This window comes from Streptomyces sp. NBC_01450 (genome assembly GCF_036227505.1).
In the GTDB taxonomy this organism is placed as follows: domain Bacteria; phylum Actinomycetota; class Actinomycetes; order Streptomycetales; family Streptomycetaceae; genus Streptomyces.
The window spans coordinates 2,302,166-2,324,941 of the sequence record NZ_CP109480.1; the positions used below are offsets into that span (position 1 = coordinate 2,302,166).

At 70.1% G+C, this 22,776-nt stretch carries 17 protein-coding genes; 9 read left to right on the forward strand and 8 right to left on the reverse strand.

Translation table 11 applies throughout. The annotated features are described in order from the left end of the window. Positions 1-8: 8 nt before the first annotated feature. The 4 genes from OG568_RS10605 to OG568_RS10620 form a co-directional block, all read right to left on the reverse strand. On the reverse strand, positions 9-725 hold the full coding sequence (locus OG568_RS10605; protein WP_329531261.1) for a sulfotransferase family protein: 717 nt from the start codon (positions 723-725) through the stop codon (positions 9-11). A 318-nt stretch (positions 726-1,043) separates the two neighbouring features. After that, entirely contained in the window at positions 1,044-4,091 is a 3,048-nt protein-coding gene (locus tag OG568_RS10610) for an alpha-mannosidase (protein WP_329531262.1), read from the reverse strand. A gap of 44 nt (positions 4,092-4,135) precedes the next feature. Continuing rightward, on the reverse strand, positions 4,136-5,473 hold the full coding sequence (locus tag OG568_RS10615; protein ID WP_329531263.1) for a 6-phospho-beta-glucosidase: 1,338 nt from the start codon (positions 5,471-5,473) through the stop codon (positions 4,136-4,138). Further along, positions 5,470-6,237, reverse strand: coding sequence for a DeoR/GlpR family DNA-binding transcription regulator (locus OG568_RS10620; RefSeq protein WP_329531264.1), 768 nt, complete (start codon positions 6,235-6,237; stop codon positions 5,470-5,472). The genes OG568_RS10615 and OG568_RS10620 overlap by 4 nt, the downstream gene beginning before the upstream one ends. A 126-nt stretch (positions 6,238-6,363) precedes the next feature. On the opposite strand from OG568_RS10620, the gene OG568_RS10625 reads away from it, so the two are divergent. The 7 genes from OG568_RS10625 (at position 6,364) to OG568_RS10655 (ending at position 17,305) form a co-directional block, all read left to right on the forward strand. Beyond that, on the forward strand, positions 6,364-7,401 hold the full coding sequence (locus OG568_RS10625) for a carbohydrate kinase family protein (protein WP_266588167.1): 1,038 nt from the start codon (positions 6,364-6,366) through the stop codon (positions 7,399-7,401). Positions 7,402-7,504: 103 nt separating this feature from the next. After that, complete coding sequence (locus tag OG568_RS10630; RefSeq protein ID WP_329531265.1) at positions 7,505-8,791, forward strand: ABC transporter substrate-binding protein; 1,287 nt, start codon at positions 7,505-7,507, stop codon at positions 8,789-8,791. After that, positions 8,791-9,753 carry a carbohydrate ABC transporter permease gene (locus tag OG568_RS10635; RefSeq protein ID WP_329531266.1) on the forward strand — a complete coding sequence of 321 codons (963 nt, stop codon included), beginning with the start codon at positions 8,791-8,793 and terminating at the stop codon, positions 9,751-9,753. The genes OG568_RS10630 and OG568_RS10635 overlap by 1 nt, the downstream gene beginning before the upstream one ends. An 11-nt stretch (positions 9,754-9,764) precedes the next feature. Next, on the forward strand, positions 9,765-10,649 hold the full coding sequence (locus OG568_RS10640; RefSeq protein WP_266427919.1) for a carbohydrate ABC transporter permease: 885 nt from the start codon (positions 9,765-9,767) through the stop codon (positions 10,647-10,649). Next, positions 10,649-13,606 (forward strand): glycoside hydrolase family 2 TIM barrel-domain containing protein, encoded by a 2,958-nt coding sequence (locus OG568_RS10645; protein WP_329531267.1) that lies wholly within the window; start codon positions 10,649-10,651, stop codon positions 13,604-13,606. Before OG568_RS10640 ends, OG568_RS10645 begins: the two co-directional genes overlap by 1 nt. Positions 13,607-13,732: 126 nt before the next feature. After that, positions 13,733-15,577, forward strand: coding sequence for a LamG-like jellyroll fold domain-containing protein (locus OG568_RS10650; RefSeq protein WP_329531268.1), 1,845 nt, complete (start codon positions 13,733-13,735; stop codon positions 15,575-15,577). 57 nt (positions 15,578-15,634) lie between these two features. Next, positions 15,635-17,305, forward strand: a complete 1,671-nt coding sequence (locus OG568_RS10655; RefSeq protein ID WP_329531269.1) for a histidinol-phosphatase — start codon at positions 15,635-15,637, stop codon at positions 17,303-17,305. A gap of 26 nt (positions 17,306-17,331) precedes the next feature. Here OG568_RS10655 and OG568_RS10660 read toward each other — a convergent pair whose 3' ends face one another. Genes OG568_RS10660 through OG568_RS10675 form a run of 4 tightly spaced genes read right to left on the reverse strand, consistent with a single transcriptional unit; the run spans position 17,332 to position 21,110 of the window. Continuing rightward, entirely contained in the window at positions 17,332-17,787 is a 456-nt protein-coding gene (locus tag OG568_RS10660; protein WP_329531270.1) for a MaoC family dehydratase, read from the reverse strand. Positions 17,788-17,801: 14 nt separating this feature from the next. Then, a complete protein-coding gene (gene menE / locus OG568_RS10665; protein ID WP_329531271.1) occupies positions 17,802-19,310 on the reverse strand; it encodes an o-succinylbenzoate--CoA ligase in 1,509 nt (502 codons plus the stop codon). A gap of 10 nt (positions 19,311-19,320) precedes the next feature. Further along, positions 19,321-20,193 (reverse strand): amidohydrolase family protein, encoded by an 873-nt coding sequence (locus OG568_RS10670; RefSeq protein WP_329531272.1) that lies wholly within the window; start codon positions 20,191-20,193, stop codon positions 19,321-19,323. Then, a complete protein-coding gene (locus OG568_RS10675) occupies positions 20,193-21,110 on the reverse strand; it encodes an SDR family NAD(P)-dependent oxidoreductase (protein ID WP_329531273.1) in 918 nt (305 codons plus the stop codon). The genes OG568_RS10670 and OG568_RS10675 overlap by 1 nt, the downstream gene beginning before the upstream one ends. Positions 21,111-21,401: 291 nt before the next feature. Between OG568_RS10675 and OG568_RS10680 the strand changes: the two genes are divergently transcribed. After that, a complete protein-coding gene (locus tag OG568_RS10680; RefSeq protein WP_329531274.1) occupies positions 21,402-21,830 on the forward strand; it encodes a MarR family winged helix-turn-helix transcriptional regulator in 429 nt (142 codons plus the stop codon). Continuing rightward, a complete protein-coding gene (locus tag OG568_RS10685; protein WP_329531275.1) occupies positions 21,827-22,594 on the forward strand; it encodes an IclR family transcriptional regulator in 768 nt (255 codons plus the stop codon). Before OG568_RS10680 ends, OG568_RS10685 begins: the two co-directional genes overlap by 4 nt. The last annotated feature ends 182 nt before the right edge of the window (positions 22,595-22,776 follow it).

Genomic DNA, 22,776 nt, shown 5'->3' on the forward strand with positions numbered 1-22,776 from the left:
TCCGGCCGTCAGACGGTCGGATACCCCCACACTCGCGCCAACTCGACCAGCCTGGGCGGGAGTTCGACAGTGGATCCGGCGACCTTGGCGGGCTGGATACGGCCCGACCTGATGGTGTCGCTCCAGTCGCCGAGCTGCGGACGGAAGGCTCCGTGGTCCTGACGGCCGTAGTCGAGCATGCCGCTCTCCCAGGGGACACCGAGGTAGTCGCACAGGCCCCGGGTGGTCCGCTCGGGATCGGCGGTGAGTTCCTCGTACGTGATCACGTGCGCGTCGAGGTTCTGCCGGGCCTCCTCCAGCTTCTCGCTGTAGCCGAGCACCTCCTCGTGAATGGCCTCGAGGTCGGGGTCCGAGCGGCGGTTCGTCAGCGAGGCGATGACCGCCGCGGGATGACGCAGCAGCACGATGTAACGGGCGCTGGGCCAACATCGGTGCAGGCGGGGCCAGACGAGGGTGTTCGGCGGGGTCTTGTCGACGATGATCCGCTTGCCGCTGCGGGTGAGTTCGAGGTGCAGCAGCCGGTCCCACAGGGCGTGCTCCAGCTCGTCCTTGTCGAGTTCGAGGGCCCGCATGGCGTCCGCGGTGAAGTCCCGGGACAGGTGCACGTGGACGGTGCGCAGATGCATCTCGTGCGGGGCGCGGATCTGGCTGTGACTGTTGAGCAGCACCCGCAGCAGGGTCGAGCCGGAGCGCACGGACGAGAGCACGAAGACGGGCGAGTCCACCAGCCGTGGGCGGGCGGGGCGACGTACGGCCCCGCGTCGGGACCCTCGGGACTCCGGGGCGACGGCATCCCGTCGAGGGTTCGCCGCGGCGGACGTACCGCCTGGGCCATCAGCCTCCCCCGGCGCTTCAGTCCCTTGCCGATCGCGGACATACGCGGATCTCGCACCGTGGCACCTCTTTCTCGCAGGTCCCCGCATCACAAGGGGGAAGGGCGAACTCCAGGTGTCACGCAGAAGAAGCGCCGTGGTCACGGCGGGCACGAAACCCGCCATGACCAGGCCTTTTACCGTTTCCTTAATACTTCATGGGAACTGGGGTCACGCCTTCGCCACGGCCAGCCTCAACGTCTGCACCTCGAAGGGGCGCAGCGCCACCGCGACCGCGTTCCCGTCCGTGTCCGCCGTCGTCAGCGGACGCTCCAGGAGGTCGGTCACCTGGGCCCCCGCGAGCGGGAAGCCGGTACGCAGGGTGCCGGTGGCGCGGCCGCCGCGGGACTCGTAGAGGCGTACGACGACATCGCCCGAGGCGTCGTCGGCGAGCTTGACCGCCTCGATGGTCACGCCCTCCCCGTCGACGGAGACGACGGGCTCGGCCGGACCGGCCGAATCCGCCACCCGCAGCGGCAGGTTGAGCGCGTAGCCCTCCGCGATCGCGTCCTCGATGCTCGCCCCCGGCAGCAGCGCATAGGTGAAGCGGTGCTTGCCCTGGTCGGCCTCGGGGTCCGGCACCCGCGGGGCGCGCACCAGCGACAGCCGGACGGTCGTCGTCGTGCCGCCGTCCTCGCGGACCGTGCGGGAGACGTCGTGGCCGTACGTCGAGTCGTTGATGACCGCGACGCCGTAGCCGGGCTCGGCGATGTGCACCCAGCGGTGGCCGTAGACCTCGAAACGGGCCGACTCCCAGCTGGTGTTGGTGTGCGTGGGCCGCTGGACATGCCCGAACTGGATCTCCGCGGAGGAGTGCGGGGCCCGGATGTCGACCGGGAAGGCCGCCTTGAGGATCTTCTCCGCCTCGTGCCAGTCGATCTCGGTCTCGACGTCGATCCGGCGGCTGCCCGCCCGCACGGTGATCGTCTGCACGATCCTGGAGCCCTTGCCGAAGGCGCGCTCCACCTTCAGCGCGCCGAGCAGCGGGCCCTCCTCGACGACCGTGACGGACTCGGCGTCGAGCAGGTCGGTGTAGCGGTTCTTGTAGTGCTTGTCGATGTCCCAGGCGTCCCAGTAGTTCGGGAGGTCGCTGTGCAGACGGAGCAGGTTGCCCTTGTCGGCGAGAACCTCACGGCCGGCCGTCAGGTCCCGTACGGAGGCCAGCGTGCCGTCCTCGGCCAGCTCGACTCGGACCAGACCGTTGTCGAGGACGCGGCCTTCGACGGTCACCGGCCGCGGGGGCTCCGCCGCGTCGAGCAACGCGCTGCCGTTCGCGGGGACCTCGGCGTACATCGGGATGCCGACGGAGGTGCGGACCACCTCGGCGCGGTCGACCGGGCTGGTGTTGAACACCCGGGTCCGGCCCGTGCCCAGCGCGGCCACGGCCTCGGTCGTGATCGCCTCGACCTCCTTGGCCACCCGCGCGTACTCCGCCTCGGCCTCCCGGTGCACCCAGGCGATGGACGAACCGGGCAGGATGTCGTGGAACTGGTGGAGCAGGACCGTCTTCCACAGACGGTCGAGCTTCTCGTACGGGTAGGAGTAGCCCGGCGCGTTCAGCGCGGCGGTGGTCGCCCACAACTCGGCCTCACGCATGCGGTGTTCGCTGCGCCGGTTGCCCTGCTTGGTACGGGCCTGCGAGGTGTAGGTGGCGCGGTGCAGCTCCAGGTACAGCTCACCGGACCAGACCTGGTCCGCCGGGATCTCCTCGCGGGCGGTGGCGAAGAACGCGTCCGGGTGCTCGACACGGACCTTCGCCGAACCCTCCAGGTTCGCCAGCCGGCGGGCGCGCTCCATCATCTCGCGGGTGGGGCCGCCACCGCCGTCACCGTGACCGAAGGGCGCCAGCGAGGTCGTCCCGCGGCCCTTGTCCTGGTAGTTGCGGACGGCGTGCGCCATCTCCTTGCCGGAGAACTCGACGTTGTAGGTGTCGACGGGCGGGAAGTGCGTGAAGATGCGGGTGCCGTCGAGGCCCTCCCACCAGAAGCTGTGGTGGGGCAGCTTGTTGGTCTGGTTCCAGGACAGCTTCTGCGTCAGGAACCAGTCGTTGCCGGCCAGCTTGGCGAGCTGCGGGTAGGCCGCGTTGTAGCCGAAGGAGTCCGGCAGCCAGACACCCTTGGTCTCGATGCCGAAGTGCTCGATGAAGAACCGCTTGCCGTGGATGAGCTGGCGGGCCAGCGCCTCGCCACCGGGCAGGTTGCCGTCGGCCTCCACCCACATGCCGCCGACCGGCGCCCAGTTCCCGTCGGCGACGGCCTTCTTGATGCGCTCCCAGACGTGCGGGTAGTTGTCGCGCACCCACTCGTACTGCTGGGCCTGCGAGCAGGCGAAGACCAGTTCCTCGTACTCCTCGGCGAGCGCGGTGACGTTCGAGAAGGTACGGGAGGTCTTGCGCTTGGTCTCGCGGATCGGCCACAGCCACGCGGAGTCGATGTGCGCGTGGCCGGCGGCGGAGAGGGTGTGGGCGCTGGCGTGCGCGGGCTTGGCCAGGGTGGGGGCCAGCACCGCGCGGGCGGCGGCGGCCGTCCCCGAGATGTCGTCCAGGTCGAGAGCGTCCATCGCCTGGTCCAGCGCGATCATGATCTCGTGGCGGCGCGGGTCGAGCTCGCCGAGCTCCAGCATCAGCTCGCGCAGCACCTGGATGTCGAGGTCGAGGTGCCAGACGTTCTCGTCGAGGACGGCGATGTCGGCGCGCTTGAAGGTGTAGAGCGGCTTGTCGCCGGCGGTGAGGCGGTCACCGAGCGGGGTCGGGGCCGCGAAGTCGTTGGCGAGGATGTCGGGGTTCGAGGCCGCCTCGACCAGGTAGTGGATCTCCTCGCCGCCCGTGGCCGGGTTGGCGATCGGCACGTACTGGTTCTGCGGGTTGACCGCCTTCAGCGGCACCCCGTCCGGGAGGTGGACGAGCGCCTCGGCCTGGTTGCCGGGCCAGTCGCCCACGAAGCCGAGGTCGAAGACGGCCTCGACCCGCTTGCCCGCCCAGTCCGCGGGGACCGACCCGCGCATCCGGAACCAGGTGGTGCCCCACGGCGGACCCCAGGGGGTGTCCATCACGAAGGGCTTGTAGGGCGCCGCGGCGGCCTCCTCGAAGGGGACCGGCTCACCGGGCGCCTGCCAGGCCTCGACCTCGAAGGGCACCGAGGTGGCGTGGATCGCGGGCTTGATGCGCTGGTCGTGGACGCGTGCGACGCGCTCCTCGATCCGGCGGCGTTCGTCGTGCATGTGAGGTCTCCAGGAGCCAAGAAGCCAAGAAAGGGGGAAAGCGCTTACTTAAGGTACGCCAGGCCAGGATGGACCGACGTGTACCCCTCGACCAGACGACGGGCCACGTTCACGGAGTCGACGAGCGGGTGCAGGGCGAAGGCCTTGACGGCGGTCGTGCGCGAGCCGGACTCTGCGGCGGACAGGACCTCGCGTTCCACCGCCTTGACCGCGCAGACCAGTCCGCTGGCGTGGTCGGGCAGCGGGTCGACGGCGACCGGGTGGGCGCCGTTGGCGTCGACGAGGCAGGGCACTTCGATGACGGCCTCCGTGTCGAGCACGCCCAGGGTGCCGCGGTTGCGGACGTTGAGGATGAGCGTGGTGCGCTCGTCGCGGGCGATGGCCCGCATCAGGGCGAGCGCCACCTTCTCGTAGCCGCCGGACAGGTCGTCGGCGTCGCGCTCGCCCGCGCCCGCCGCGTCCCGGTTCTCCGCCATGTAGGTGGCCTCGCGCTCGGCCCGCGTACGGTCCCAGGCGGTCAGCGCGGCGGTGTCGGGGCGCTTCATCTCGGCGTAGAACTGCTCCTGCTGGTCACGCAGGAACGCGCCGCGCGTCTTCTCCGCCTGCTGGTAGGCGTGGACGGTCTCCCGGTTGAAGTAGTAGTAGTGCAGGTACTCGTTCGGGACGGCGCCCAGGGACTGCAGCCAGTCGACGCCGAAGAGCTTGCCCTCCTCGAAGGAGCCGAGCAGTTCGGGGTCGGCGAGCAGCCGCGGCAGCTCGTCGCGGCCCTGGACGCGCAGCCCGCGCACCCAGCCGAGGTGGTTGAGGCCGACGTAGTCGATCCAGGCCTCGCGGGGGTCGGCGCCCAGCACGGTGGCGATCCGGCGGCCGAGGCCGACCGGCGAGTCGCAGATGCCGATCACCCGGTCGCCGAGGTGGCGGGACATGGCCTCGGTGACCAGTCCGGCCGGGTTGGTGAAGTTGATGACCCAGGCGTCGGGGGCCAGCCGGGCCACCCGCTGGGCGATGTCCACGGCCACCGGGACCGTGCGCAGTCCGTACGCGATGCCGCCGGCGCCGACCGTCTCCTGGCCGAGGACGCCCTCGGCGAGCGCCACCCGCTCGTCGTCGGCCCGTCCCTCCAGGCCGCCGACGCGGATCGCGGAGAAGATGAAGTCGGCGCCGCGCAGGGCGTCGTCGAGGTCGGTGGTGAAGGACACCTCGGGGGCGTCCGGCAGGTCCTTCGCCTGCTCCGCCAGCACCCGGGCGACGGCCGTCAGCCGGCCGGCGTCCACGTCGTGCAGCACGACATGGGTGACGCGGCCCTCGGCGCGGTCCCCGAGGAGCGCCCCGTACACGAGCGGCACCCGGAACCCGCCGCCACCCAGAATCGTCAGCTTCACGCCGTTTCCGCCTTTCCTGTCACGACCACTTGCACGCCCGCTTCCTCCAACGACGACCGCGTCGCCGGGTCCAGCGGACCGTTCGTCACCACCACGTCCAGCTCCTCGGGACCGCAGACCCGCGCCATCCCCGTACCCGGGAACTTCGCGCGGTCGGCAAGCAGGACGACCTTGTCGCCCGCCTTGATCATGGCCCGCTTGACCGGCACCTCGACGACGGTGGTGTCCATCACCTGCCCGCCGGGCCGCACCCCGCTGGTACCGAGGAACAGCCAGTCGGCATGCAGTTGTCGCAGGTTGTCCTCGGTGAGGAAGCCGACCAGGGAGCGGTACTCGCGGCGGACCATCCCGCCGAGCAGCACCAGCTCTATGCCCTCGTCGTCCACCAGCTCCTCGTAGACCACCAGGTTGCTGGTGATCACGGTGATCCGGCGGCCGTGCAGCTGCCGGGCCAACCGGTAGGCGGTAGTGCCGATGTCCAGCAGGACGGACTGGCCGTCCTGGACCATCGAGGCGGCGCGCGCCGCGATGGCGTCCTTCTCGAGCACGCGGACCTCGGCGACCTCGGCGAAGGGCTGGTCGCCCTCCTCCACGACCGCCCCGCCGTGCACCCGCGTGAGCCGGCCTTCCTCCTCCAGTTTCAGCAGGTCACGGCGGACCGTGGCGGGGCTCACACCCAGCTGTTCGGAGAGATCGGTCACGGCTGCGGGCCCGCCGGAGCGCAGGGCCCGCAGGATGAGTTGATGTCGTCGCTCTGCCAGCACCCTGTGAACAGTACTCGTCATTCCCAATCATTTCTATGCTCAGCTCTGCTCAACTCTTGCCAAATTCGTTGGATGCGCGCACGATCCTGTGCACCGCTTGCAGAGTTTTGACGAGAGGATGCGCTCGTGGGTGACGAACGGCCCGATGTACTGCTGACCGGGCTGCTCTTCTACGACCTCGTCCTCACCGGCCTGGGGAAGCCTCCGACGGCCGGCGAGGAGATCTGGACCGAGGGCATGGGCGTGAGCCCCGGAGGCATCGCCAACCTGGCGGTCGCGGCCTCGCGCTTCGGCCTGCGCACCTCCCTGGCCACGGTCTTCGGCGACGACCACTACGGCGCGTACTGCCGTGAGGTCCTCGCCGACCAGGAGGGCATCGACCTCTCCCTGTCCCGCACCGCGGACGGCTGGCACACTCCCGTCACCGTCTCACTGGCCCACGGCAACGACCGGGCGTTGGTCACCCACGGCCAGGAACCGCCGTACTCGCAGGACGAGCTGATGGGCGACCCGCCCGAGGCGCGCACGGCGCTGGTGCACATCGAGGCCGAACCGCGTGCCTGGCTCGCCAAGGCCGCCGCGGCCGGCACCCAGATCTACGCGGACGTCGGCTGGGACCCCACACAACGGTGGTCCCGGGACCTCCTCGACCAGCTCTCCCTGTGCCACGCCTTCCTCCCGAACGAGGGCGAGGCGATGGCGTACACGCGCACCGAGAGCGCGGTCGCGGCCCTGGGCACGCTGACCGAGCTGGTGCCGGTCGCCGTGATCACCCGGGGCGGCGACGGGGCGGTCGCGGTGGACCAGACGACGGGCGAGTACGCGGAGGTCCCGGCCCTCCCCGTCGACGTCCTCGACGCGACGGGCGCCGGAGACGTCTTCGGCGCGAGCTTCGTCGCGGCCTCGCTCGGCGGCTGGCCGCTGGAGGAACGGCTGCGCTTCGCGGTGCTGGCCGCCGGCCTGTCGGTCCAGAAGCACGGCGGCGCCCTTGCCGCGCCCGGCTGGTACGGCGTCCACCGCTGGTGGCAGTCGCTCGAGGACCGTGAACTGCGGCGCGCGTACGGCTTCCTGGCCGACCGCATCCCGGCGGACCCGGGCCCGCCCGTCCACCCCGCCCCCGTGACCCCGCCCGACGCCAGTCGCCGGCCGGGCACACCCCGATGACCCCACGTAACACCCCTTACACCCCACGTAACACCTCTTTCATGACCCCACGTAACACCCCTCGTACGCGAAGACCGAAAAGATCCGAAAGGCGGTGAGAGCAGTGCGGCTCTCACGAAGGGGCCTGCTGCGCGCTGGCCTGGCCGGTACGGCCGCCACGGCGCTGGGCGGCCTGGCGACCGGCTGCGGCGTTCCGACCGGCTCGACCGGGCGCAACATGGTCCTGTGGTACTGGAGCGGCGGGCTGAGCCCGAAGGTCGTCCAGGACGCCAAGACCCGCTACGACAGCGCGGTGAACCTGCAGGCCATCCAGATCGGCGGCTACTACCGCTCGAAGCTGCTGACCACGATGACCGGACGCGCCCACATCCCGGACATCGCCGGGCTCAAGGGCGAGGACATGGCCTCGTACCTGCCGAACTCCGACCAGTTCGTGGACCTGCGCACACTCGGCGCCGACAAACTGAAGAACCAGTACCTGCCCTGGAAGTGGGAACAGGGGCTCGCCGACGACGGTTCGATGGTGGGCTTCCCGATCGACTGCGGTCCGGTCGCCCACTACTACCAGCCCGCCGTCTTCGAGAAGGCCGGACTGCCCTACGAGCCGGAGGACGTCTCCAAGGAGCTGGCCACCTGGGACCAGTTCTTCACGGCCGGCGAGCAGCTGAAGAAGCGCATCCCCGGCACGTTCATCCTGACCGACGCCCTCGGCGTCTTCGGTATCGCGGTCAACCAGACGACGAAACGATTCGTCGACAAGGACCGGCACTTCATCGGCGACCAGGAGCATGTGCGCACCGCCTGGGACCTTGCCGTCGAGGCCACCCACCGCGGCCTGGTCTCGAAGATCATCAATGGCACGGCGGACAACACTTCCGCCACCGAGCGGGGCCTGCTGCCCAGCCAGCTGAACGCCTCCTGGGCGGCCGGCGACATCAAGCTCAACGTGCCGAAGACCAAGGGCAAGTGGCGGGTGGCCGCCTGTCCGGGCGGGCCCTCGAACATCGGCGGTTCGTTCCTCGCGATCACCAAGGCGTGCCGGGAGCCGGAGAAGGCCTTCGAGATGATCACCTGGATGCTCGACGCGGGCAACCAGGCGCAGGGCTTCGTCGACTCGGCGCTCTTCCCGTCGACCCCGGCGTCCTACGCGATGAAGAAGCTGCGCGAACCCGACGAGTTCTTCGGCGGCCAGACCACCATGGACGTCTTCGGTCCGGCGGCGCAGAAGATCCCGGTCGCCTTCAACAGCCCGTACGACATCGCGCTGAGCACCCCGATCAACGACGAGCTGCGGAACTTCTCCGTCCTCGGCAAGGACGAGAAGCAGGCCTGGAGGGATGCCATGAGCAAGTGCCGGCGCATCGCGGACCACCTGGGGGTGAGTTACTGATGGCTACCGCACCCGTGGTCGACACGCCCCCCGCGGCCCTCGCCGAGACCCCCGTGACCCATCCCAAGAAGGGCATACGCAGCTACTGGCGGCTGTACGCCGCGATCTCCCCCTTCTATCTGCTCTTCCTCGCCTTCGGTCTGATCCCCGTCGGCTTCTCGCTCTATCTGTCGTTCCACCGCTGGGACGGCCTCGGCTCGATGGAGTTCGCGGGACTGTCCCAGTACCGCTATCTGCTGTCGGACACCCAGTTCTGGACCTCGATCGGGAACACGCTCATCATCTGGGCGCTGGCCACCTTCCCGATGATCTTCCTGGCGATGGTCACGGCCGTGATGCTCAACTCGGCCGTCCGCTTCAAGAACATCTACCGCTTCGCCTACTTCCTGCCGAACGTCACCTCGATCGTCGCGGTCGCGATCATCTTCGGCTCGGTCTTCTCCACCAACTTCGGCCTGGCGAACGCCTTCCTTCAGGCGATCGGCCTGGACCAGGTGGCCTGGCTGAACACACCGTGGGGCATCAAGGTCGCCATCGCCGTCCTGATGACCTGGCAGTGGACCGGCTACAACGCGATCATCTTCCTCGCCGGCCTGCAGACGATTCCCGGCGAGCTGTACGAGGCGGCGCGCATGGACGGCGCCGGGCCCATCCAGACCTTCTTCCGGATCACGCTGCCGATGATGCGGCCGATGCTGCTGTTCGTGCTCATCATCTCGACGGTCACGGGCCTGCAGACCTTCTCCGAACCGCAGGTGCTGCTGCAGACCACGGACAACAACTCGTCGTTCGCGGGCGGTCCCGGCCACTCCGGCCAGACCATGGTCCTCTACTTCTTCCAGCAGACCTTCGACAACAACGACTTCGGCTACGGCGCCGCGGTGGCCTGGGGCATCTTCCTCGTCGTCATCATCTTCTCGATCATCAACTGGCGGCTGGTGCAGCGCCGGGGCGAAGACTAGGAGGCCCCACCATGGCAATTCTCAAGGATTCACCGGCCTCCACGAAGCAGGCGCGGCGCAGGTCGTCCATCAAGGGGACACAGCGCCGGGGCATAGCCCTCCACGTCACCCTGATCCTCGGTCTGCTGCTCTCGGTCTTCCCGTTCTACTGGGCCGTGATCATGTCGACGCACTCGTCGACCGAGATCTTCTCCTACCCGCCGAAGCTGCTGCCCGGCTCGCACTTCTTCGAGAACGTCCGGAATCTCTTCGACAACGTCGACTTCTTCGGGTCGATGTTCAACTCGCTGCTGGTCGCGTGCTCGGTGACCTTCCTGGTCCTGTTCTTCGACTCGCTGGCCGCGTTCGTGTTCGCCAAGTTCGAGTTCCCGGGCCGCCGGTTGCTGTTCGCGCTGATGATGGGGATCTTCATGGTCCCGGGCCAGCTCCAGGCGATCCCGCAGTTCGTGATCATGGCGAAGCTGGGCTGGATCGGCTCGATGACCGCGCTGATCGTTCCGGCGGCGGCCAACGCGTTCGGCATCTTCTGGATGCGCCAGTACATGAAGAGCGCGATCCACGACGAGCTGATCGACGCCTCGAAGCTCGACGGCGCCGGCTTCCTGCGCCAGTACTGGCACGTGGCGCTCCCGGTGGTCAGGCCGGGCCTCGCCTTCCTCGGCATCTTCACCTTCATGGGCCAGTGGAACGACTACGCCTGGCCGCTGATCGCCCTCACCAACCCGCACAACGTGACCCTCCAGGTCGCGCTCTCCCAACTGAACGGTGTCCACGGCACCACCGACTACGGAATGGTCATGACCGGCGCACTTCTCGCCCTCATACCGCTGCTGATCGTCTTCGCGATCGGCGCCAAGCAGATCATCGGGGACCTCGGCAAGGGGGCCATCCGCTGATGACGGACCCCCTGCTCGCGCTCCGCCCCTGGGAGTCACCTGAGGTGACCTCCTGGGGGCGGTTGCCCATGAACGCCGTCGACCGCCGGTCCGGTGCCCTCTCGCTCGACGGCTCCTGGCGCTTCCAGCTGCTGCCCACGCCCACCTCGACCCCCGGTCTCGCCTGGTCCTCGCTCCAGGTACCCGGCTCCTGGACCACCCAGGACACCGACGACCTGCCGCAGTACACCAACTTCACGATGCCCTGGGGCGAGTTCCCGCCCACCTCCCCCGCGGCGAACCCGACGGGCGTGTACGAGCGTGAGGTCGACGTCCCCGCCGAGTGGGCCGGCCGCCGGATCGTGCTCCAGGTCGGCGCCGCCGAGAGCGTGCTGCTGGTCCATGTGGACGGCCGGCCGGTCGGCGTGTCCAAGGACTCGCACCTCGCGGCCGAGTTCGACCTCTCCGACGTCGTACGACCCGGCGAGCGCGCCTCGCTGCGGCTCACCGTCGTCAAGTGGTCGGACGCCTCGCACCTGGAGGACCAGGACCAGTGGTGGCACGCCGGGATCACCCGCTCGGTGCTGCTGTACGCGACCGATCCGCTGCGGCTGGCCGACGTGAGCGTGCACACGCGGTGCGACGGCGGGCTGCGGATCGACTGCCAGGTGCGGGACGCCGGGGGCGCGCTGCCTGAGGGCTGGTACGTCACCGGGGAACTGGACGGCCACCTGCTCACCCAGGACGCCGAGTTCGAGCGGTTCAAGGAGGAGGACGAGCGGGTCTCCGACTTCCTCGGCGAGGCCCGCCTGACCACGGTCGTCGAGGCAGTCCGTACCTGGACCGCCGAGACGCCCGAGCTGTACGACCTGACCGTACGGCTGCACCGCGGCGACGGCTCGGTCGCCGACACCTCGCACCACCGCGTCGGCTTCCGCGAGGTGGAGATCCGCGGCCGGGACCTGCTCCTCAACGGCGAGCGGGTCTACATCCGGGGCGTCAACCGTCACGACTTCCACCCGCTGACGGGCCGGACGGTGTCGTACGACGACATGCGCGCGGATCTGGTGACGCTGAAGCGCTTCGGCTTCAACGCGATCCGTGCCGCCCACTATCCCAATGACCCCTCCCTGCTCGACCTCGCCGACGAGCTCGGCTTCTACGTCGTGGACGAGGCGAACATCGAGTCGCACGACCACGCGCACGAGATCGCCGACGACCCGCGCTACCTCGGCGCCTTCGTGGACCGTGTCTCCCGTATGGTCCTGCGCGACAAGAACCACCCCTCGGTGATCATCTGGTCGCTGGGCAACGAGTCCGACTACGGCGCCAACCACGACGCCGCCGCGGGCTGGGTGCGCCGTCACGACCCGAGCCGGCCGCTCCAGTACGAGGGCGCGGCCAAGCTCGGCTGGGCCGACCCGAAGGTCGCCTCCGACATCGCCTGCCCCATGTACGCGCCCCTTGAGGACTGTGTCGCGCACGCCCTCTCCGGTGAGCAGACCAAGCCGCTCATCCAGTGCGAGTACTCGCACGCCATGGGCAACAGCAACGGCACGCTGGCCGACCACTGGGCCGCCATCGAGTCAACCCCGGGACTTCAGGGCGGTTTCATCTGGGAGTTCTGGGACCACGGCATCCTTCAACGCGTGAACGACGGAAGACCGGCCGGACGCGGTGGCGCCGGGCTGTATGACAACGGTGTCACCGCGCCGGGCCACCGCTGGGCCTACGGCGGTGACTTCGGCGAGACGATCCACGACGGCGCCTTCATCGCCGACGGGGTCGTCTTCCCCGACCGCACGCCCAAGCCGGTGATGTACGAGCACCGGGAGATCGCGGCGCCGGTGCGCCTCACGTATGTCGGGGGCGAGCTGCGGCTCACCAACCACCAGCACTTCCGGGGCCTGGAGTGGCTGGCCGCCGAGTGGGAGCTGTCGCTCGCGGACGGCGGCACGCTGACGGCTCCGGCCCAGCTGCCCGACGTGACAGCGGGCGAATCGGTGGCCGTGCCGATGCCGTTCACGCTGCCTGAGGACGGCGGCGAGGCCTGGCTGACGCTGCGGGTGACCACGGCGGACGAGGAGGCGTGGGCGCCGCGCGGCACGGAGGTGTGTGTGCCGCAGGTGCGGCTCAGGGCGGCCACCCCCGTGGTCCCCGTCGCGCTGCCGGACTCCCCCGTCGAGGTCGACGAGGACGGGCTGCTCGTCCATCCGCTGCTCACCGCGGCCCCCGTGCTGTCGCTGTGGCGGACGCCGACCGACAACGACGAGATCGGCGGCATGGCGGCACGCTGGCGGGCCTGGGGGCTCGACGCGCTGGAGCGCAAGCTCGTGGACGTACACCGGGAGAGCGAGCGGAGCGAGATGGGGGTCCCGCCGGCCGGAGGCTGGGGGAGGGTCACCGTGGTCGCCGAGTACGCGACCCTGGCCGGCCCCGTACGCCACGAGCAGGTGTTCACCCGTGTCGAGGGCGGGGTCCGGATCGAGGAGACGGCACACCTGCCGGCCGCGCTCGACGACGTACCGCGGGTGGGCTCGGTCTTCGAGACGGTCGCCGGGCTCGATGTCCTGGAGTGGTACGGGCAGGGCCCCTGGGAGTCCTACCCGGACCGCAGCGCAGGCGCGCCGGTGGGCCACCACGCCCTTCCCGTGGACGAGTTGTTCACCCCCTATCTGCGTCCGCAGGAGAGCGGTGGGCGGCACGGTGTACGCCGCTTCACGCTCTCGGCGCCGGACGCCACGGGGCTCGCGGTCGCGCTCGACGAACCGCGCCAGGTGACCGTGACCCGCTACCGGGCCGGGGACCTGGCGGCCGCCGCCCATCACGACGAGCTGGTGGCGCGGCCCGGCTGCGTGGTGCACCTCGACGCCGCGCACCGGGGGGTGGGCACGGCCTCGTGCGGGCCCGACACCTCGCCCGGCTATCTCGTCCCGGCCGGCACCCACCGCTGGTCCTGGACGCTGCGCGTGCTCTGACCCGCGCGCGGCCCCGCCCGTCCCACTTGTTCGTCCCGTCCCACTTGTTCGACCTGTCCCACCTGATTCGACGCTCGACCTGACTCGACCTCCTCACTGACCTTTGCGCACCTTCATGGAGCAGACGTGTGTACTTCGCATGACCAGGCGACGGAGGCCGAGCAGGCCGGCGCCGGAAGACGCAACTTCCTTCGGGCCACGGCTCTGATCGGCGCGGCGGCCACCACCACGGTGGCCCTGCCCGCGGTGACGGCGCGGGCGGCGGCGCGTGAGACGAACTGGCGGCCCGACGCCGACAGCCGTCGCTTCACGCTCGCCGTCATGCCCGACACGCAGTACCTCTTCGACGGACCGAGCATCAACCCCGCGCCGATCGAGGCCTCGCTGCGCTATCTCCTGGAGCACGGCAAGGACGAGAACATCGTCTTCCTCTCGCACCTGGGCGACCTCACGCAGAACGGCGCGCAGGCCGAATTCGAGGCGGCGGACAAGGCGTTCGACCTGCTCGACCGGCGCGGCGTCGGCTACAGCGTGCTCGCGGGCAACCACGACATCAGGTCGTCCACGGACGACCAGCGGGGCGCGAGCCCATACCTGGACGTCTTCGGCCCACAGCGCTTCCAGAGCAAGCGCACCTTCGGCGGCGCCTCGCCGGACGGCTACAACACCTTCCACCTGTTCCGGGCGGCGGGCATCCAGTGGCTCGTCCTCGCGCTGGACTGGCGGCTGTCGGCGCGGGGCTACGCATGGGCGAAGGACGTCATCGCCCGGCACCCGAAGACGCCCGTCATCCTCACCACGCACGAGCTGGTCGTCGAGGACGACGCCCTGTCCTCGTACGGGCAGCAGCTCTGGGACCAGCTGATCCACGACCACGACCAGATCTTCCTGACCCTGAACGGGCACTACTGGCCCGCCGCCCGCGCCACCCGCACCAACGCGGCCGGCAACGACGTCCATCTGCACCTGACGAACTATCAGAACCGTTACTACGGCGGCGCGGCGATGATCCGCCTCTACCGCTTCGACCTCGACCGCGACGCCATCGACGTCGAGACCGTCTCGCCCTGGATCCTGGGCCGGGCGGCCGAGGGACTCAACGAGTTGGAGCGGCAGGAGAGCGAACTCAGCGGCGACGCCGACCGGTTCTCGGTCGCCGTCGACTTCGAGAAGCGCTTCTCGGGCTTCGCTCCGGTGCCCGCCCGCGCGTCGCGGCCGGTGTCCGAGATGCTGGTGCGGGGCACGGTCGCGTACTGGCGCTTCGACGGGCACGCGGACGGTACGGCGGTCGAGGGCACGGTCCGTGACCGGTCCGGGCACGGCAACGACCTGACCGTGGTCAAGGTCGGCGACGGCGCACTCACCTGGTCGTCCGCCCACCACCCCGACCAGCCCGGCCACGGCAGCCTCGTCTTCGATGGCGGCAAGCCCCCGCTGAAGGGCGCGTATCTGCGTACGGTCGACGGCGCCCCCCTCAACTCCGCCACCTTCGAACGCGGATACACCATCGAGGCCTTCTACCAGGTCCCCGCCGACTGGGACGCCTCGCACCACGCGTGGGCCTCGCTGATCAGCCGTACCGGTACGGGCGGTGGCGCGGGCAAGACCGCCGACGACCCGGACGAGCCGCTCGCCACGCTCTCCCTCTCCGACGGGCCCGGCCCGCAGTGGGCCGTCCGGCCGCTCAACCAGCAGGGCATCGTCACCAACTGGGGCGACGAGACGGCCCGCGAGCAGTGGTGGCATGTCGCCGTCGTCAACGACGGCTCGCACACCACGATGTACGTCCAGGGCTGCCCGGTCGCCCGCAATCCGCACACCGTCGCGGTCGGCCTCACCTCGCTCGGGCTGCCCTGGCTGCTCGGCGGCTACGAGTACGCGGGCCGGATCGACCAGATCCTGCACGGACGGCTCGGCGACGTACGCGTCGTCGAACGGGCGCTGTCCGTCTCGCAGTTCATGAACCACTGAGCCGTCCCGGCCACCGGTGCCCCCAGACCTTCCGACTCCCCGAGGGAGAACTCCCGCATGTCCGAGCAGCAACTGCCCGACTGGGCCGATCCGTCCGTCTCCCCCGCCGCGCTGGACCCGCAGGGCGTGTCACGGCGCGGGCTGCTGCGCAGCGCCGGTCTGTTCGGGGCGGCCTTCGCGGTGGGCTCCCTCGCCACGCCCGCGGTGGCCGACTCCCGGCGCCTCGGCGGCGACGACCCGCGCCTCGCCTATCTCGTCGGCGACCACCACATCCACTCCGTGTACAGCCACGACGCGAAGTACACGTTCTCCCAGCTCGCCCAGGCGAGCGCCAAGTACGGCCTGGACTGGATGGTCTTCAACGAGCACTCCAACTTCGGGCACGCCAACTACGGCGCCCAGTTGGAGCACCAGGAGATCCTGAAGGCGCGCGCCGAGAACCCGCGTCAGCTGATCTTCCAGGGTCTGGAGTGGTACATCCCGGGCGCCGAGCACGCCACGGTGTTCGCGGCGCCCGGCCGCCACGAGGTGGATCTGCTCACGAAGTTCGAACTCGCCTACGACGGCAAGCTGCTGGGCTACACGGCGGGCTCCCCGACCAGCCCCGACACGGCCCGCAACGAGGCCCACGCGGTCAAGGCCGTCAAGTGGCTCGCGGAGCAGCGCCGCACCGGTTACGTCGACGACGTGCTCGTCCTCGCCAACCACCCCACCCGCCTGGGCATCGACTCCCCGCACGAGATACGGAACTGGCGGGACGCGGCGCCCGAGATCATGATCGGCATGGAGGGCGCGCCCGGCGCCCAGGGCGGCGGCATCCCGGGCTGGGTCGGCTCGGGCCAGCAGCGCGGCGAGTACACCAACAAGCCGTCCGAGAACTCCTTCGCCGGCTACCCGGAGAACGCGTACGTCCTGTACGGCGGCTTCGACTGGATGACGGCGACCGTCGGCGGCATGTGGGACGCGATGCTCGCCGAGGGCAGGCTGTTCACCATCACCACCAACTCCGATGTGCACCGCGTCGTCTTCGACACCTGGAAGAACGGCGACTGGGCACCCGGACAGAACTTCGACAACACCGGGCACATCCCCGACCCGGTGAACACCGACTCCCAGCAGCCGGGCGGCGACTTCTGGCCCGGCCAGTTCAGCCGCACCCACGTGGGCGTGACCCGCTACGGCTACCGCGCCGTGATGGCGGGCCTGCGCGCGGGCCGCGTCTGGCTCGACCACGGGCATCTGCTCGACGGGCTCGACGTCCGGGTGAAGCGGGACTGCGACCACGGCCCGGGGGTCACCATGGGCGGCCGGATCCGCGTCCGCAAGGGCGAGAAGCTCACCCTGTCGGTCACCGTGACCACCGCCTCGCGCGCCAACCCCCACGGAATCCTGCCGGAGTTGGCGCACGTCGACGTGATCCGCGGCGCGGTGCGCGGACCTGCCGCCGACCGCGACGACTGGCGCGCGCCCGACACCAAGGTCGTCCGCACGGTGGACGTGAGCGGCCGCAAGGGCACGTACACCCTGCGCATCCCGCTGGTCGCCGGCGACGAGTCCTTCTACGTCCGGCTGCGCGGCAGCGACGGCAACCGCAACGGCACGGGCTACCTGGGCGCCTCGATCGACCCGCACGGCCCGATTCCGCACGTGCCCGGAAACGGTGACCCGTGGGTCGACACGTGGTTCTACGCGAACCCCGTGTTCGTGGACGTGGTGGGCGGCCGGTAGGGAGAACGGCCGTCTGACGTGGACCGTCAGGCGTAGAAGCGCGACAGGCTCTGGAGGACGGCGGCGGGCTTCCCGCCGCCGTCGATCTCCACCGTCCCGTCGACGGCGATCTGCACCCCGCCCGGCACGTCCTCGACCGAGGCGAGCCGCGCGACCAGCCGGATGCGCGAGCCGGCCTTCACCGGGGCGGGGAAACGCACCTTGTTCAGACCGTAGTTGACCTTCGTCGACACACCCTCGACCTCCAGCAGCTCGGTGAAGAGCGGGATGAAGAGGGAGAGGGTCAGATAGCCGTGCGCGATGGGCGCGCCGAAGGGGCCTTCGGCCGCCTTCCGAGGGTCGACATGGATCCACTGGTGGTCACCGGTGGCGTCGGCGAAGGTGTTGATCCGCTCCTGGGTGACCTCGATCCACTCGCTGGTGCCGAGGTCGCCGCCGGCGAGCTTCTTCAGTTCGTCGAGACCGTTCACGGTGATGCTCATGTGTACTTCCTTGCTTACGAGTCGGTGGTGCCGTACCGCGTACGGACACGGGCCTTGAGGAGCTTTCCGGAGGCGGTGCGCGGGAGTTCGTCCACGACGACCACCGACTTCGGGATCTTGTACTTGGCGAGGCGTCCGGCGAGCGAGGCGAGGACCTCGTCGGGGTCGAGCTCGACGCCCTCCCGGGGGACGACGACCGCGCGCGGCACCTCGCCCCACTTGTCGTCGGCGACGCCTATGACGGCGCACTCGACGATGCCTGGGTGGCCGAGGAGCAGGTCCTCGATCTCGGCGGGATAGATGTTCTCGCCGCCCGAGATGATCATGTCCTTGATGCGGTCGACGATGAAGACATAGCCGTCCTCGTCGACCCGGGCGGCGTCCCCGCTGCGGAACCAGCCGTCGGCGAACACGGCGGCCGTCTCGTCGGGCAGCCCCCAGTACCCGGGCATGACGTGCGGCCCGCGGACGACCACCTCGCCCGTCTCCCCCACGTCGACCGGCGTGAAGTCGGGGCGTACGACCCGTACATCGCTGAAGAAGTGCGGCACGCCCGCCGAGCCCGCCTTGCCGACCGCGTGCTCCGCGTCCAGGAAGAGGGTGCCGGGCGAGGCCTCGGTCATGCCGTAGCCCTGGAGGAAGGTGAGCCCGCGCTCCTGGTAGGCGGCTATGAGCGAGGTCGGTACGGGTGAGCCGCCGCAGGTGAGGATGCGCAGCGAGGACAGGTCGGCGTCGGCCCACCGGGGATGGCGGGCCACCTGGTCGAACATGGTCGGCACCCCGAACATGAAGGTGATCCGGTGCCGTTCGATCAGGTCGAGGGTGGCCGCCGGGTCGAAGGACTCGACCAGGACGCAGGTGCCGCCCTTGAGCAGCACCGGCAGGGTCAGCATGTTCAGCCCGGCCGTGTGGAACAACGGGGCCGAGACCAGGGCGCGTTCGTCGGCGGTCAGGTCGTGGTCGACGAGGACGTTGACCGCGTTCCAGGTCACGTTGGCGTGGGTGAGCATCGCGCCCTTGGGCCGGCCCGTCGTGCCCGAGGTGTACATGATGATGCACATGTCGTCGGCGGTGACGGGCTGGTCGATCGGTTCCTCGGCGGCCCCGTCGATCAACTCCTCGTACCAGGAGCCGATTTCGACGAACGTCCGGACGTGCGCGTTGCCCGGCAGCCCCGCCACGAGCGCGGCCGTCGACGGTGCGTACACGAGGGCCTTGGCGCCGGAGTCGCTGAGCTGGTAGGCGATCTCGGGTCCGGCGAGACGGGGGTTGAGCGGAACGAAGACCGCGCCGAGCGTGCCCGCCGCGAAGAGGGTTTCGAGGTAGGAGGGATGGTTGGGGCCGAGGTAGGCGATGCGGTCGCCGCGGCGCAGGCCGAGCGCGCGCAGCGCGTGGGCGAGGCGGGTGGTGCGGGAGTACAGCTCGGCGTAGCTGACGCTGGTGTCGCCGTGGATCAGGGCGGTGCGGTGCGGGGTCTTGCGGGCCCGGCGTGCGGGCCACGACCCCAGTCCCTCGTTGCGCATCTGTGGCCCCTTACGGTGTCAGCCCGAGCAGCCGGGCGGCGTTCTCCTTGAGGATCTTCGGCTTGACCTCGTCCTTGATCGTCAGCTTGTCGAAGTCGGCGAGCCAGCGGTCGGGGGTGAGCACGGGGTAGTCGGAGCCGAAGAGCACCTTGTCCTTGAGCAGCGTGTTGGCGTACTGGACGAGCTGGGGCGGGAAGTACTTGGGTGACCAGCCGGACAGGTCGATGTGCACACCCGGTTTGTGGGTGGCGACGGCCAGCGCCTCGTCCTGCCAGGGGAAGGAGGGGTGCGCCAGGATGATCTTGAGGTGCGGGAAGTCGGCGGCGACGTCGTCGACGTGCAGGGGGTTGGAGTACTTCAGACGGATACCGCCGCCGCCCGGAACCCCGGCCCCGATCCCCGTCTGCCCGGTGTGGAAGAGGGCGATGGTGCCGGTCTCCTCGATCACCTCGTACAGCTCGTACGCCACCGACCTGTCGTTGGGGAAGAAGCCCTGGATGCTGGGGTGGAACTTGAAGCCCTTGACCCCGTACTCCTCGACCAGCCGCCGGGCCCGCTTCACGCCGGCTCTGCCGCGGAAGGGGTCGATGGAGGCGAAGGGGATCAGCACGTCGGGGTGGGCGGCGGCGGCCTCGGCGACCTCCTCGTTCGGGACGGGCGCGGTTCCGGTGGCGGACTCGGCGTCCACCGTGAAGATCACGGCGGCCATCCTGCGCTCGCGGTAGTACGCGGCCGTCTCCTCCAGGGTGGGTTTCCGCTTGCCCTCGACCTTGAAGTAGGCGCTGGAGGCCGCGTGCAGATCGTCGTCGAGCGAGGCGTGGCCCTGCGAGGACACCTCCGCGTGGGTGTGGACGTCGATCGCGACGAGCTCGTTCAGGTCCATCACGCCTCCGGGAGGTGCGGCGCGGGGATCCCGACGGTCTGCGGCTCGGCGCCGACCGACGTGGCCCAGGCGTCGGCCAGGGTGTCGGGGGTCCAGCCGCCGTCCGCGTACGCCGCCCTGATCTCCTGCGGGTGCGACCAGAGCGTCACCTTGTCACCGCCGATGCCGATGGCCTGGCCGGTGACCCCGCGGGCCGCGTCGGAGGCGAGGAAGGGGACGAGGGCGGCGCAGTCCTCGGGGGAGCCGAAGCCCTCGCCCCTGCGCAGGAAGTCGGGCAGCGGCTCGCCGTTCCTCATGGCCTCGACGTAGGGGGCGAAGGCGGGGATGGTCTCGGTCATCGCGGTGGCGGCGACCGGCACGATCGCGTTGACGGTGATGCCCGCGCGGCCCAGCTCCATCGACCAGGTACGGGCCATGGCGGCGATGCCCGCCTTCGCGGCGGCGTAGTTCGTCTGGCCGAAGTTGCCGCGCTGTCCGGCCGGCGAGCCGACCAGGATCAGGCTGCCGCCCTCGCCCTGCTCACGCATGCGCACGGCGGCGGCGCGGGCGCAGGTGAAGGTGCCCTTCAGATGTGTGGTGATCACCGCGTCGAAGTCCTCGTCGGTCATCTTCCACAGCACCTTGTCGCGCAGGATGCCCGCGTTGGTGACCAGGATGTCGAGCCGTCCGAACTCCTGAATCGCGCGGGCGACGAGCCGGTCGGCCGCCTCCGCGGTGCCCACCGGGACCACCTCGGCCACGGCCTTGCCGCCCGCCCCGGTGATGGACTTCACGGCCTGCTCCGCCACATCCTCGTCGACGTCGTTGACGACCACGCGGGCACCGACGGCCGCGAGGGCGTGTGCGTAGGCCAGGCCGAGGCCACGGCCGCTGCCGGTGACGACGGCCACCTTGCCGGTGAGATCGATGCTGGGCACGAGAGGTCCCTTCGACGCTGAGGGTCCAAAGCGCGGCGTGCGACGCCGGGCTGCGGCTACGGGATCGAAGCTAAGGACAATAATTGTTGACGTCAATAGTTGTTGCCGTCTCATCCGTGCGGCATGCTGTGCGGAGTACGACGTGCCGCTGTACGCGGTACGGCATCACGTACCCGGCACGAAAGAACCGCCCCGCCCGGGGCCCGGCCCAGGGAGCCCGTCATCGCAGGCCAGCAGCACGCCACCAGCCCGGCCACCGGTCCCGCCCCCATCGACGCCCAGGAGCCGTGGATGCGCGGACTGCACGCGGACACCGGCTATCTGCTGTACCGGCTGGGCCTTCGCTCCGGGCAGCTGTTCAACACCTTCCTCCAGGAGTCGGGGCTGCGGCTGCGCCACTACGCGCTGCTGCGCTTCCTGGCCACCTCCGAGGGCGCGCTCCAGCGGGAGTTGAGCTCGCGGCTCGGCTACGACCCGAGCGCGATCGTCGGACTCGTCGACGACCTGGAGAAGCTCGGTTTCGCCGAGCGCCGCCCGTCGCCGGACGACCGGCGCAGCCGGATCGTGGTCCTCACGGAGGTCGGCCGGGCGTTCCTGCGCGACACGGACGAGGCGGGCCTGCGTGTCACGAACGACCTCCTCCAGCCGCTCGACCCCGCCGAGCGGGCCGTCCTGCACACGCTCCTGCAACGGGTCGCGGAAGCCGAACTGAACTCATGACCACGCTGTCCGCGCCCGACCGTCTGCTCGCGGTGCTCGCCTCCTTCGACCACGAGCACCCGGCACTCTCCCTGACGGGAATCAGCCGCCGGGCCGGGCTGTCCCTCACCACCGCGCACCGGCTGGTGGGCGCCCTCACCGACTGGGGTGCGCTGGAGCGGGACGCCGACGGCGTCTACCACGTGGGCCTGCGTCTGTGGGAGGTCGCGGCCCTCGCACCCCGCGGCCTCGCTCTCCGTCAGATCGCGCTGCCGTACCTGGAGGACCTGTACGAGGCCACGCACGAGAACGTGCAGATGGCGGTCCGCGACGGCTCCGAGGTCGTCTACATCGAGTGGATCTCCGGACGCTCCGCGGTCGGCGTACGCATCCAGGTGGGCGCCCGCTGGCCGCTGCACGCGACGGGCGTGGGCCTCGCGCTGCTGGCCCACGGTGACCCGGCGTTCCAAGAGGCCTACTGTTCGAGGCCGCTGGCCGCGTTCACCCCGCACACCCTCACCGACGGGGCCCGCCTGCGCCGCGCACTCGCCGAAGTCCGGCGCACCGGCGTCGCGGTGAGCAGCCGTCAGGTCACCGACGACGCCCTGTCGGTCGCCGCTCCGGTGCGCGGCGCGGGCGGCACGGTGGCAGCCGCGATCTCCGTCGTGGTCCCCGAACACGACGCACAGATACCGGCGTTGATCCCGGCCGTACGACTGGCGGCGCGCGGGATCTCCCGGGCGCTGGGGTGGCGGCCGGGGACGCGGACCGAGCCGGGCGCCTGAGGCTCCCGGGAACGCGGACGCGCCGAGCGCGAGGAGCCCGCCGAAGCCGAAGGGCCGGCTCGGCCTCGCACATGCCGTATGCCGTTCCTTCAGGCCGATTCTCAGGCCCTCTTCACGTAAATCTCAGACGGCGGCCCCGGGTTTCAAAGAATCACCCCAGGAAAGCGGCGCAGGATGCACCA

What these genes read in the sequence shown, in the direction of transcription:
- OG568_RS10670 (WP_329531272.1), bottom strand. Translation starts at nt 20,193, where the DNA reads ATGGACCTGAACGAGCTCGTCGCGATCGACGTCCACACCCACGCGGAG.
- OG568_RS10685 (WP_329531275.1), top strand. Translation starts at nt 21,827, where the DNA reads ATGACCACGCTGTCCGCGCCCGACCGTCTGCTCGCGGTGCTCGCCTCC.
- OG568_RS10635 (WP_329531266.1), top strand. Translation starts at nt 8,791, where the DNA reads ATGGCTACCGCACCCGTGGTCGACACGCCCCCCGCGGCCCTCGCCGAG.
- menE (WP_329531271.1), bottom strand. Translation starts at nt 19,310, where the DNA reads ATGCGCAACGAGGGACTGGGGTCGTGGCCCGCACGCCGGGCCCGCAAG.
- OG568_RS10655 (WP_329531269.1), top strand. Translation starts at nt 15,635, where the DNA reads ATGTCCGAGCAGCAACTGCCCGACTGGGCCGATCCGTCCGTCTCCCCC.
- OG568_RS10660 (WP_329531270.1), bottom strand. Translation starts at nt 17,787, where the DNA reads ATGAGCATCACCGTGAACGGTCTCGACGAACTGAAGAAGCTCGCCGGC.
- OG568_RS10680 (WP_329531274.1), top strand. Translation starts at nt 21,402, where the DNA reads ATGCGCGGACTGCACGCGGACACCGGCTATCTGCTGTACCGGCTGGGC.
- OG568_RS10645 (WP_329531267.1), top strand. Translation starts at nt 10,649, where the DNA reads ATGACGGACCCCCTGCTCGCGCTCCGCCCCTGGGAGTCACCTGAGGTG.
- OG568_RS10610 (WP_329531262.1), bottom strand. Translation starts at nt 4,091, where the DNA reads ATGCACGACGAACGCCGCCGGATCGAGGAGCGCGTCGCACGCGTCCAC.
- OG568_RS10640 (WP_266427919.1), top strand. Translation starts at nt 9,765, where the DNA reads ATGGCAATTCTCAAGGATTCACCGGCCTCCACGAAGCAGGCGCGGCGC.